Genomic DNA, 12163 nt, shown 5'->3' with positions numbered 1-12163 from the left:
GGGGGGATAACTGCAAGTAGAGTATGCACATTAACTAATTATGGAATAGAGCTTCTCCGACATAATAGTAAATATAAAAACATATTTAAAAAGTTCATAGCAAAAGAAGCCTCAATAATTTAGTGATTTTTTTGGAAAAATTAAAGAGTTGATATTATAGTAGCTTTAAAATTGTACAAGCTATCATAAACTATTTAAAAAAATTAATTTTGGTAAATTCAATTGACTACATACTAAAAATTAATGTATTTAAGTCGTATTTTTAGTGACAGTAATTAAATATTAAACTGATAATTATTATAAATAGTGACATTAAATAAATATTAAATAAGTTAGCTAGTATATATAGTGACGGACAATAAGAAAAATATTGTATTATATAAAATAACTAATATTTTGGGGGGAGAATATGATTAAAGATAAAAGGGAATTAATAAATCTTTGGGATAAGGTTGGAGTGAATTTTAGTGAGATAGGGCCTAATTATTGGAAGAGGTTTGGAGAAAGACTTATAGAGTTATCAGATATGAATGCAGGGGATTTTGTTCTAGATATAGGTATAGGTCGTGGAGCATCATTGTTTCCAGCAGCTCAAAGAGTAGGGGAAAAGGGACAGGTTATAGGTATAGATATCTCAAAGGTTATGGTAAATGAAACTAAAAAACAAATTATAAAAGAAAACATAAATAATATAAAAGTATTTCAAATGGATGGGGAGGATTTAGAGTTCAAAAATGAATATTTTAATAATGTAGTATCAGGATTTAGTATAGGATATATATTGAATGAGGATAAAGAGCTAAATAAGATTCTAAAAGTGTTAAAATTTAAGGGACAATTAGCTTTGAGTTTATGGGGGGTACAAGAAAGTCAAAATTGGTTAACAGATATAATAAATGAGTATTTATTTATTCATAGCAATAAAGGTAATAAAGTTAAAGATAAAAAAGAAGATGATACAGTATTAAATACTGTGTATGGAGTAAAAAGTTTTCTGAAAAGTCTAAATTTAAAAGATATTAAAGTGTATGAAGAAGATAATGAGGTAATATATTTAGATGAAAATCAATGGTGGAGTGAAATGTGGAATAATGCATTAAGAGGTATTTTAGAAAGTATAGAAAAATTAGGTGATGAAAAGTTTGAAAGTTTTAAATTAGCTGTAAATAAGACACTGGAAAAATTTAAGACTGAAAAGGGTATATGCTTTAATATGAAAGTGATATATGCATATGGAAAAAAAGAATAGCCTTAATAATTTATTATCAAAAGTAAGTTCTATAAAATATACACTAAGAAAGGAAGTGAGCTTTTAGTGGGGGTATATAAGTATCATGCATTTTCTCACTAAACATAATTTATGTTGAAGCATAAGGGCACAAAGAATATAAAAACAGAAAGATTATTATTAAGAAAATTTAAAGCTTATGATGTAAAGGATATGTTTAAAAACTGGGCAAGTGATAGTGAAGTTACAAAATTTTTAACATGGGAACCACATAATAGTGTAAATGATACTAAGGTAATTATAGACCAATGGGTTAAGGAATATAAATATAGTAACAGTTATAATTGGGCTATAGAATTAAAAGAAACAGGAAAAGTTATTGGTGGTATTTCTATAGGTAAACTAGAAGAAGAACATTGCTGTTGTGAAATAGGTTATTGTATAGCTAAAAGTTATTGGAAAAAGGGGATAGCCACTGAAGCATTAACAGCAGTAATTGATTATTTGTTTAAAGTGGTTAATTTTAATAGGATTGTAGCAAAACACGATACTAAAAATATAGGTTCAGGAAAAGTAATGATTAAAAGTGGAATGAAGTATGAAGGAACTTTAAGACAAGCAAAAATACGTAAAAATAAGGAATTTTATGATTTAGCTGTATATGCAATATTAAAATATGATTGGTTAGAGAAAGATAAGTAATATTAAAGAAAAACTTATCTTGTAGCGATTATATAGATTGTATGTGTTAAAAATTTAATTTGTTTTTAGATCAGATATTTAGGAGGGGGTATTATGCCATTTAAGCATAAATTAATTTCATATGGGCTTCCTCAAGACCCATTTGATAATGAAAAATTAAAGGAATACTGTGAGGATTTACAATGTGCTTTAAATTTAAAAAGAAAACCTGTTGGGGTAAAATTTTATTTTACAGAAGAAGATTATAATAATTGTGAGAAAGATGAACCTTCAGGTCCATTGTCATATTGTTGTATAGTTGAAAAAGCTACCCGTGGAAAAAGTTTTAAAGCTAGATTGCAACATTTAAATTGTGATGGTGGAACTACTGCATTAGGACTTGAAGATTCAACACCACGTATAGAATCAGGTATGGAGTATTTTTCATATAACTTATATAGTACTCCAGCAGTAGCGAGAAGAGTAAGAGAAGGTGTTATGGGATTATATAGAACAGGTGCAAGTACATATGGAATTGAAGTAGCATCGTTGAAAGACTTTATTGTTGCGCCTGATATAATAATATTTATTGTGAACCCTTATGAAGCGATGAGAATTCAACAAGGGTATGTATATCATACAGGAGAAAGAATAACAGCCACTCTAGCAGCTATGCAAGGTATTTGTGCTGAAATTACCGTTGAACCATATCTTACTGGAAAGATGAATATTTCTACATTATGTCCAAGCACTAGGTTTTTAGCTAAATGGGAAGATGATGAAATGGCCATTGGTATACCTTATGAGCAATTTGAAAGTACAGTAAAAGGTATAATAGCTACTATAAACACTACAGATTTAAAGTATAGAAAAGAAGAAATAGTAACGAGATTTGGAAATAAAAATAAAGATGCAGGTTTTATAATAATAGATAAATATTAAAAGAATATTAAGTGTATAATCTATAAAGATTGTAACAAAATTAGTTTTGTATTTATTTTGTAAATTGGAGGTATAAGAGAGTGAAAAAAGATAGAAAAACAATACTTGCAAAAATTATATACTTGTTATTTGTAAGTGGAACTATTGGAGCAATATTTATAGTTTATAATGACATAGATAGTAAAATAGCTACAACTTTTATAATTAGTTATGTAATAATAGCTTTTATATTTATTATGTACAATGCAATTATGACAATTCTAAATTCAAGAAAGTTGCAAAGAAAAGATTTAAAAATAAGATTTTTTAAATTTTGTATATTATTTTGCATATTATGGGTATTAGGTTATGTTTTTGATTATTTTATAAGTCCATCAGGAATAAATTTAATGAAAGAAATTTCAATTGCCTTTGGAGCTTCATTTGGGATATGTTTTACAGAAGTGACATTATTAAAAGAAAAATAATTGGAATAAAGTATAAAAAATTAAAGGACTATTTTATTTAAAATAGTCCTTTAAAAAAGTTTAATTTAATAAATTAGAAGTATCTATATTTCAAAATCAATACATTTTTATATATTTATTCATGTAAGGAGAGTTTTTATATAAGGTTCTTTTTCCATGAATTTTTCTACAAGTATATTAGAATTTTTATGAAGTGTTAAATTATATATTTCAAAAGTAAATATTTTGTAAAACTAAAAAATGAGAAAGGTATGATAATGGTGAGAATAAGAAATTATAGAGAAGATGATAATTTAAAATGGGTAAGGTGTAGGGGTTTATCATTTTTAGACACTGCTTATTATGATGATGTATTAAAAGAAAAACAACATTATAAAAAATCTTCAATTGAATTAGTTGCAGAAATAGACGATAAAATAGTAGGACTTATGGACACAGAGTATGAAATAGAAAAAGGGGCAGTTTGTTATAAATCAAATGAGTTAGGTGCAGTAATATGGCATTTAGCAGGATTACCTGAATACAGAAACAAAGGTATATCAACTGCTCTTTTAAACCAAACAATTAATATATTGAAGGGAAAAGATATTAAAGTCCTCCAGGCATGGACAAGAGACGATATATGGGTAAATGATTGGTATAAAAAAAGAGGATTTAATTGGAGAGAATCATATTTACATGTTTATAAGAATAGGAAAGATTGTGATGAATTTGTTCAAATAAAAGTTGAAAATATGGTTATTTGTAGTTGTTTTGCACATTATGTAGGTACAAATAAGGAAGAAATAAAAGATACATTTGAAAGGGTACATGAATGCAATTTGTATGAGCTTACAATTTAATATATTATTTTAAATATAGAAAAAACATGATGATAAATAAATATTTATTGGAAAATATAATATATATTTATATAAATTGACATATAATGTAGAAAGTGGTATCGTTTACTTAGATGAAAGTTTCAATTTTTTATTATATTTAATTAGGGGGAGAGTTTAATGAAAAAAAATCCAAGGGAAATGTTAAATGATTTTCAACAAGGACTAAATGATTTTGGAAAAACTAATTTAAGTCATGTTAAAGGTTTTATGAATCTTTTAGGCACTACATATAAAGAAGGTGCATTATCAACTAAAAGTAAAGAGCTTATAAGCGTTGCAATTGCAGCTTATAATCGTTGTGAATATTGTATAGTTTTTCATGTTTATAAGGCTTTAGAAGCTGGAGCTAAAAGAGAAGAAATATTGGAAGCAGCTATGGTTTCAGTAGCTTTTGGTGGTGGTCCAGCTATGGCATATACTGTTACATTATTGAAGGATTCATTAGATGAATTTGAGAAGGATTTTGCTAAATAAAAATTAAAAATTAATGTAATATAAAAAGAACTAGTAGTATGCTAGTTCTTTATTTTTTTATAAATTATAATGAATATGTTATTTTGCAAAAGTGTTTTTAAAGTTTAATGGAGATAATCCAGTTACTTCTTTAAATACATAAGAAAAGTAACTTTGTGTTTTAAAACCACAGATGGTAGCAATGTAGTGCATAGAGTAGTTTGTATTAGTTAGTAAATGTTTTGCCTTATACACTCTTAATTTTTTTATATATTCTGTAAATTTGATACCCATATCTTTAGTAAAGCAAAATGAAAGATAGTTTTTACTTACGTGAATTTGATTTGATACAAATTGTAAATTGAGATTTTTACTTAAGTTTTCATTTATTATTTCTACTGCGCTTTTTAATACAGTTTTATTGGAATTTATGCAACAATGAGAAATCTCAAAACTGAAGGTATCTATAACTACATTTCCATAATTTAAAAGTTCACTTTTATTATTTATTTTGTCTAAGTCCTTAATAAGTTCAAAAGCTGTTGTATGAAAGGTATATTCTATATCTGTGTTTAATGATAAGTTGATATTTAAATAATTTATAAAAGAAATAAGATGATTTTTTATAGAACAAATTTCAAAATTATAAGAAAGCTTTATCTCTTGAAATAGAATAGAAAGCTTTTCATAGTACTTTTTTGCACCGTCAAAATCTAAAAATTTAATTTTATTACATATTTCCTTTTGTAATGTTAAATAATCCAAGTTCATAAAAACCTCCAAAATTCTAAATTTACCTATTAAAAATAAATAAAACTCATATAATATAATGGTAAATGAAAATCATTTTCAATTATAACATAAATATTGATATTTTAAAATAAAAGAAATTAATAATAATTAAAATATTAATATAATATTTATAAAATTGGATAGTAAATACTTAGATATGTAATCTTAAAATAATTATTCAATCAAATATTAGTTAAGATTTAATTATAGTTCATTATATAAATAAAAGGGAAATAGTTTTATATTACTTAATTATATTGTTTTAAAATTTTTTTAACTTTTTCACATTTTAAAGTATTTTTAAAACTTTGTGATAAAATATAAAATAACTTTAATTATATATAATCTAAGGACTTAATATTAATATTAGAGGGGGAATAATGTGGAAATTTGTAGAGCATATAAAGATGAAGTTAGTTATTTAAAGTATGAAGAAAGTTATTTCCATAATACAGCAATTATAGCAAAGAATAAGGAAAATATTGTAGGTGTATTATAGGGAAACAAGCTCAGATTTAAATTTATTCAATAACTTTAAAATATTTTTATACAAAATATAGTGTTGAATTCCAAGTGATTCAGAGCATGTCTCACTATTTTGCATATCCAAGTTTTGGAATGGATAATTTTAAAAGTCAACTTGGAATCCTATAGAGTATAATATTTTGAAGTTTAAAACTGCACAAATAGTTAATATAAGTATATTTAATGAAAAGATTAAAGATGAGATTTTGAAAGGGTTAATAGAAGAAATTAGTTACTGGGATCCTTATTTAAAAGAATATATTTATAAAGAGAATAATGGAAATATTACTGTAAAAGATTTAAATACTTTAGGCTTTATTAAGAAAGAAAATTGGGTTAAATTAATAAATAATAATATAAAAGTTTTTAAGATATATATGAAAGATATAAAAGTTGAACAGCTTACAGTTGATCGTGATAAATTAAAAAATGTAGAAAGGTGGATAAATGCTCCTGAAAACATAATTATTACCTGTGTTTTAATGAATGATAAAATTGTTCCTATAGATGGATATTCAAGACTTATTGCGGCATATAAGAAGGGATTTCCTTATGTTTATGGTTATCTGGAAAATGAAAAAGATGTGAATATGGATTTTTTAAAAACCTGTATTAAATGGTGTGAAAATGAAGGAATCTTTACTATAGATGATTTAAATAACAGAATAGTTTCAAAAGAAGAACATAAAAAAATATGGGTATACAGGTGTAGAAAATATTTTGAAAATAATTAGGCGAAAATGTAAGGGGTGTTATCTATGAAAGTTGAAAGAAGTTGTGGTGGAATTCTCTTTAGACGAAATAATAAAAAAATAGAATTTTTATTAGTAAAAAGTATAGGAAGAAGAGGATATTGGGGATTTCCTAAAGGTCATATGGAAAGTGGAGAGACAGAGCGTGACACAGCTTTAAGAGAGATTAAGGAAGAAACTGGATTAAGTAATATTAAGTTATATGAAAATTTAAAGATAACGGATAGTTATTCAATAAAAAAAGATAATATAAAGGAAGTTACATTTTTTATAGGAGAAGCATTAAGTTATAATGTAAAAATTCAAGAGGAAGAGATAGCAGATTATATGTGGGGAACTATAGAGAGTTGTCTTGATGTTTTAACTTTTGAAAGTATTAAAAATATGTTAGATTATAGTAACAACTTAATTAGAAAAGAAATAATTACTTATTAATAAGTAATTTAGATAAAATATTAAATTATGAAAGGAACTAAAGTGAAATATGAATTTTATTGTGAAAAAATTTGATGAATTAAAATTAGAAGAACTTTATGAAATATTAAAATTAAGAAATCAGGTATTTGTTGTTGAACAAAATTGTCCATATCAAGATTGTGATGATAAGGATAAAAAATCATATCATATATTTCTAAAAGATGGTAAAGAGGTATGCTCATATGTAAGAGTATTGCATAAAGGCGTTTCTTATGATGAAGTATCTATAGGAAGAGTGGTGGTTAGTCCTAAGCATAGAAAAGGTGGTTTAGGGAGAAAAAATATGTTAGAGGCTATAGATTTTATTAAAAATATTCTTAAAGAAGATAAAATTAGAATTTCTGCTCAAGAATATTTAATAGAGTTCTACAAAAGTTTAGGATTTGAACCTGTTTCAGAAGTTTATTTAGAGGATAATATTCCCCATATAGAAATGTTATGGAATTTAAATACAACTAACTTGTAATTCAAAAAAACAAAAAATAAGGGCGTGCAAAATTGTGCATACCCTTTAAATGGTATAAAAATAAACATATTGGTAATAAAATTTAATGATATGCATATAAGAATAAAATGATTTTTTATATGTATGTCTATAAATATGTCAAAATAAATTAGTTTTACAAATATGTTTTATTTTAAGGTTATTTTAAATTTTTAACTGATTATTGATTTCAAAAAAGAAGCTGCTTCTTTTTCACTTATGTTTTTGCTTAAAACTATTTCTTCAATTATAAGTTTTTTAGCATTTGTAAGTAATTGTTTTTCGCTTGAGTTAAGAGGTTTTTCGCTGTTAGCAGTAACTAAAGTAGAAATTACCTCTATTCCTTTTTCGAAGGAACCAGATTTGATTTTCTTCATATTTGTATTATATCTTTCTTTTGAATTAAGATTTTCCTCAAAGTCTAACTCGCCATTTTGAGCTCTTAATAATGTTTTTTCTAAATCCTCAGGCTCACATAATAAACGTAAGTTAGAATCAACTATTTTTTTAGCAGGAATCATAAGTTTCATGTTATTATTTAATATTTTTATTATATAGTATTGCTGTTTTTCACCATTAAACTCTTTTTCTTCTATATTTTCTATAACACCTGGCCCCTGCATTGGGTAAACAACTTTATCACCAATTTTAAACAAATTAAAGGCACCTCCTACAAATTTAAATTAATTTCTTAATATAATTATAACACAATTAGTAAAATAGTCAAATTTATAATGATATCACAGCTAAAATGACAATGTCAATAACTTTTTAGGAAAAATAGTAAAAATTTTTTCTCTGTTTTTCTATAACAAAAAAAATATATATATTAAGGTTAAAAAGTGATTTGTTATATTTGAAATTTTGATAAATTATTTATGTATTATAGAAAAACTATATAATATGGAAAGAAGAATAAATAGTCTATTTGGTGTAATATCTAAGATATAATTACTATATATTTTTAGGAGGAATTATGATGGAAAGACCTTTAGTAAATATAAAAATAAAAAGTGGAAAAAATATAAAAATAGAGCTATATCCAGATAAGGCACCAGAAGCAGTAAAAAACTTTATTATGTTAACAGAAAAGGGGTTCTTTGATGGCTTGTTTTTTTGGAGGGTAGAAAAAGGAGTACTTATTCAAAGTGGTTGTCCGGATAATGATGGTACTGGAACTTTAGGATATAGTATTAAAAGTGAATGTAGAGAAAATGGAGTTAATAATGATTTGAAATTTATAAGAGGAACTTTAGGACTTGGAAGATTCGAATTTAATACTGAATGTAGTGAGTTTTTTATTACTATAATAAATAGTCCTCAATTAGATGGAAAGTTTACTGCTTTTGGAAGAGTTATAGATGGAATGGATGAAGTTGAAAGAATAAGTAATGTTCAATGTGAGAAGGTTGTATTTTTTCATAGGGCTATAGAAAAAGTATATATTGAAAAAATAACAATAAATACATTTGGAAAAGAGTATGATATGCCAGAAAAGTTGCCAGGATTTACAAAAGAAGAAATGATTAAGAAAAATTATGAAATAATTAATCAGCGTAGAAAAAGTGGAATTAAACTTGTTTAAAATTATAATATTTATTGCATATAACAACACTTTTGGAAAATGTTGAAACATTTAAAATATTAAAACTTAATATTAATAAATAATTATTTTTAAAAAGTAATGGATATTGTTTATAAAAAATAATATAATATACATATCTTAGAAAAATTATAAATTATAAAGGTAGTATTTAAGGAGGATTTTTTATGAAAGATTTACTAGAAAAAGGAGCTGTGCTTCAAAGAGATAAAGAAACTTATGCAATAGCACCTCATTTAACAGGTGGGCTTGTTACATCAGAACAACTTAGAAAGCTTGCAGATGTTGCAGATAAATACAATGCATCGGCAATAAAGGTTACAGGTGCTCAACGTATAGCAATAGTTGGCTTAAAAGAAGAGGATATAGATAATGCATGGGAAGATTTAAATATGAATCCAGGTGCAGCTATAGGATTATGTGTGAGAAGCGTTAAAATATGTCCTGGAACAACATTTTGTAAAAGGGGACTTCAAGATTCAGTAGGTGTAGGTGCTAAATTGGATGAAGCATATCATGGTAGAAACTTACCTAATAAACTAAAAATAGGAGTTAGTGGTTGTCCAAATAGTTGTGCAGACAGTCATACAAGAGATATAGGACTTATAGGTGGACCTAAAGGATGGTCTGTTTATGTTGGAGGAAAAGGTGGAGTTAAACCAAGGCTTGGTGATAAGCTTTGTATGAATGTAAGTGAAGAAAGGTTATTTGAATTAGTAGAAGAAATAATAAAAGTATATGATGAATATGCTACAGGAAAAGAGAGATTAGGTGACTATATAGATAGGGTTGGATTAGAAGTGGTTAAAGCTAAATTATCCTTAGAGAAATTTATATAATTTTAAAATAAAATGGTTGCAATGGAAATTCATTGATGTTAAAATAGTTGCTAACGCAACTATTTTTGTTATTTAAATTTAAAAAGAGAGGTATTTATGAAAGGAAAAAATAAATGTGAATCTTTAGGAAAATATATATCTGAACTGTACAGGGTTCAAAACAGTTATCTTAGTAAACGATTTAATAAATTAAATATAGGTGCAGGACAATATTTATTTTTATTACATCTTTATAAGTATAGGGGAGCAACACAGGAAGAACTTACTGAAATGCTAAAAGTAGACAAGGCTACAACTACCAGAGCTATAAAGAAGTTAGAAGATAACGGGTATGTAATAAGAGATAAAAGAAAAGAAGATAAAAGAGCATATAATGTGATACTTACAGAAAAGGCTTTAGATATAGAACCAAAATTTTTTGAAGTTTTAGATGAATGGAAAAAGAAACTTAAAGAAATTTTAACTGAAGAAGAAGAAAATACACTTTTAAAATTACTAAAAAAAATATCTATTAGCAATTTAATTTAGTAGTTGTGTTATTGAATACTAATAAAAATAAAGGAGGAATTTTATGAATCATCAAAATAAATTAGGTGAAGAAAAAGTATTTAAATTACTTTTAGAGTTTTCGGTACCTGCCATAATAGGCATGGTTGTTAACACTCTATACAACATAATAGATAGGATGTATATAGGGCATATACCAGAGGTAGGAAATTTAGCTATTACTGGTGTATCAATTACTATGCCTATAATGACTATAATGCTTGCCTTTGGTATGCTTGTTGGTATAGGAACTTCGGCAAAGATTTCTTTAAAACTTGGACAAAATGATAAAGAAAGTGCTGAAAAACATTTAAGTAATGCATTTACATTGTTAATTATAATAAGTATTTTAATTACCATTTTTGGACTATTGTTTATGGATAAGCTATTAGCAATATTTGGAGCTAGTGAACAAACTTTAGTTTTTGCTAGGGAGTACATAGAAGTTATATTTATAGGTACAATATTTAATATGTTAAGTTTTGGATTAAATCATTCCATAAGAAGTGATGGTAATCCTAAAATTGCTATGTGTTCTATGCTAATAGGGGCAATTACCAATATAGTTTTAGATCCTATATTTATATTCACTTTTAATATGGGAGTTAGAGGTGGTGCTATAGCAACTGTTATATCACAAATTGTAACAACTATATGGGTATTATATTATTTTATAAAAGGTAAAAGTGTATTAAAAATAAGAAAAAAATATTTAAAATTGGATAAAACAATAGTTTTAAGTATTTTTGCAATTGGAATTAGTCCTTTTAGTATGCAGATTGCTCAAAGTGTAGTACAAGTAATAGCAAATAATTCCCTAAGAAAATATGGTGGGGATAATGCAATTGGGGCAATGGGTATAATATCAAGTATATCTATGATTTTTTTAATGCCTGTGTTTGGTATAAATCAAGGCTCACAGCCTATTATAGGATTCAATTATGGAGCTAAGAAATATAAAAGAGTAAAAGAAACTGTAAAATATGCAGTTTCTGCAGCAACTGTTTTAACAGTTACAGGATTTTTAGCAGTTCAATTAATTCCAAATGTACTTATATCAATGTTTAATAGTGATCCAGATTTAATAAATATAGGTGTTAGAGGCTTAAGAGTTTATCTTATGATGTTCCCTATATTAGGATTCCAAATAGTGAGTTCAAACTTTTTTCAATCAATTGGTAAAGCGAAAATTTCTATGTTCTTAAGTTTGTTAAGACAAGTTATAATATTAATACCATGTATGATAATACTTCCAATGAGATTTGAATTATTAGGAGTTTGGATGTCTGGTGCAGTATCAGATTTGGTAGCTGCAATTATAACAGGAACTATATTCTTTAAGGCAATGAGAAATCTTAAAGAAAAAAAAGAATTGGATATTCAAAAAGCTTATAGATAGGTTTAGGTAAAATGAATAATAAATAGAAAAAAAGCTGTCTTAAAATAGGAATAAGGTTCTATTTTGAAGACAGCTTTTTAAAGTCTTTAGT

Annotated in this window: 15 protein-coding genes; 13 read left to right on the top strand and 2 right to left on the bottom strand. The window is 25.8% G+C overall.

What is annotated here, in order from left to right; genetic code table 11:
- The first annotated feature begins 409 nt into the window (after nt 1–409).
- The 6 genes from ACYUE0_RS12795 (at nt 410) to ACYUE0_RS12770 (ending at nt 4676) form a co-directional block, all read left to right on the top strand.
- Nucleotides 410–1249: a class I SAM-dependent methyltransferase gene (locus tag ACYUE0_RS12795; RefSeq protein ID WP_460270883.1), complete on the top strand. Its 840-nt coding sequence runs from the start codon at nt 410–412 to the stop codon at nt 1247–1249.
- A gap of 111 nt (nt 1250–1360) precedes the next feature.
- A complete protein-coding gene (locus ACYUE0_RS12790; RefSeq protein WP_460270882.1) occupies nt 1361–1930 on the top strand; it encodes a GNAT family N-acetyltransferase in 570 nt (189 codons plus the stop codon).
- A gap of 93 nt (nt 1931–2023) precedes the next feature.
- Entirely contained in the window at nt 2024–2851 is an 828-nt protein-coding gene (locus tag ACYUE0_RS12785; protein ID WP_460270881.1) for a DUF169 domain-containing protein, read from the top strand.
- A gap of 80 nt (nt 2852–2931) precedes the next feature.
- Complete coding sequence (locus tag ACYUE0_RS12780; RefSeq protein WP_061995622.1) at nt 2932–3318, top strand: hypothetical protein; 387 nt, start codon at nt 2932–2934, stop codon at nt 3316–3318.
- A gap of 257 nt (nt 3319–3575) precedes the next feature.
- Nucleotides 3576–4160, top strand: a complete 585-nt coding sequence (locus ACYUE0_RS12775) for a GNAT family N-acetyltransferase (RefSeq protein WP_460270880.1) — start codon at nt 3576–3578, stop codon at nt 4158–4160.
- A 159-nt stretch (nt 4161–4319) separates the two neighbouring features.
- Complete coding sequence (locus tag ACYUE0_RS12770; RefSeq protein WP_460270878.1) at nt 4320–4676, top strand: carboxymuconolactone decarboxylase family protein; 357 nt, start codon at nt 4320–4322, stop codon at nt 4674–4676.
- Nucleotides 4677–4754: 78 nt separating this feature from the next.
- On the opposite strand, the gene ACYUE0_RS12765 is transcribed toward ACYUE0_RS12770, so the two are convergent.
- Nucleotides 4755–5426: a helix-turn-helix domain-containing protein gene (locus ACYUE0_RS12765; protein WP_460270877.1), complete on the bottom strand. Its 672-nt coding sequence runs from the start codon at nt 5424–5426 to the stop codon at nt 4755–4757.
- A gap of 686 nt (nt 5427–6112) precedes the next feature.
- On the opposite strand from ACYUE0_RS12765, the gene ACYUE0_RS12760 reads away from it, so the two are divergent.
- From ACYUE0_RS12760 to ACYUE0_RS12750, 3 genes are read left to right on the top strand one after another with little or no spacing between them, the layout of a single operon-like run.
- Nucleotides 6113–6706, top strand: a complete 594-nt coding sequence (locus tag ACYUE0_RS12760; RefSeq protein ID WP_460270876.1) for a hypothetical protein — start codon at nt 6113–6115, stop codon at nt 6704–6706.
- Nucleotides 6707–6730: 24 nt separating this feature from the next.
- On the top strand, nt 6731–7159 hold the full coding sequence (locus ACYUE0_RS12755; RefSeq protein ID WP_061995626.1) for a bis(5'-nucleosyl)-tetraphosphatase: 429 nt from the start codon (nt 6731–6733) through the stop codon (nt 7157–7159).
- Nucleotides 7160–7208: 49 nt separating this feature from the next.
- Nucleotides 7209–7667 (top strand): GNAT family N-acetyltransferase, encoded by a 459-nt coding sequence (locus tag ACYUE0_RS12750; RefSeq protein ID WP_061995627.1) that lies wholly within the window; start codon nt 7209–7211, stop codon nt 7665–7667.
- A gap of 191 nt (nt 7668–7858) precedes the next feature.
- Here the strand turns inward: ACYUE0_RS12750 and ACYUE0_RS12745 are convergent, their stop codons facing one another.
- Nucleotides 7859–8341 (bottom strand): CarD family transcriptional regulator, encoded by a 483-nt coding sequence (locus ACYUE0_RS12745; protein ID WP_082761207.1) that lies wholly within the window; start codon nt 8339–8341, stop codon nt 7859–7861.
- Nucleotides 8342–8664: 323 nt separating this feature from the next.
- Here ACYUE0_RS12745 and ACYUE0_RS12740 point away from each other — a divergent pair, with 323 nt between their 5' ends.
- The 4 genes from ACYUE0_RS12740 to ACYUE0_RS12725 all read left to right on the top strand — a co-directional run bounded on the left by ACYUE0_RS12740 (nt 8665) and on the right by ACYUE0_RS12725 (nt 12072).
- Entirely contained in the window at nt 8665–9270 is a 606-nt protein-coding gene (locus ACYUE0_RS12740; protein WP_460270875.1) for a peptidylprolyl isomerase, read from the top strand.
- A gap of 185 nt (nt 9271–9455) precedes the next feature.
- The gene (locus ACYUE0_RS12735; protein WP_061995629.1) at nt 9456–10127 is read left to right on the top strand and encodes a nitrite/sulfite reductase domain-containing protein; all 672 of its coding nucleotides are present in this window, start codon (nt 9456–9458) and stop codon (nt 10125–10127) included.
- 96 nt (nt 10128–10223) lie between these two features.
- Nucleotides 10224–10655, top strand: coding sequence for a MarR family winged helix-turn-helix transcriptional regulator (locus ACYUE0_RS12730; protein ID WP_061995630.1), 432 nt, complete (start codon nt 10224–10226; stop codon nt 10653–10655).
- Between the two features lie 43 nt (nt 10656–10698).
- Nucleotides 10699–12072 (top strand): MATE family efflux transporter, encoded by a 1374-nt coding sequence (locus ACYUE0_RS12725; protein ID WP_199869411.1) that lies wholly within the window; start codon nt 10699–10701, stop codon nt 12070–12072.
- Nucleotides 12073–12163: the final 91 nt, after the last annotated feature.

It is taken from the genome of Clostridium sp. CTA-19, assembly GCF_054767855.1.
The sequence above is the reverse complement of the archived record's forward strand: the minus strand, read 5'-3'. Positions and strand labels throughout refer to the sequence as shown.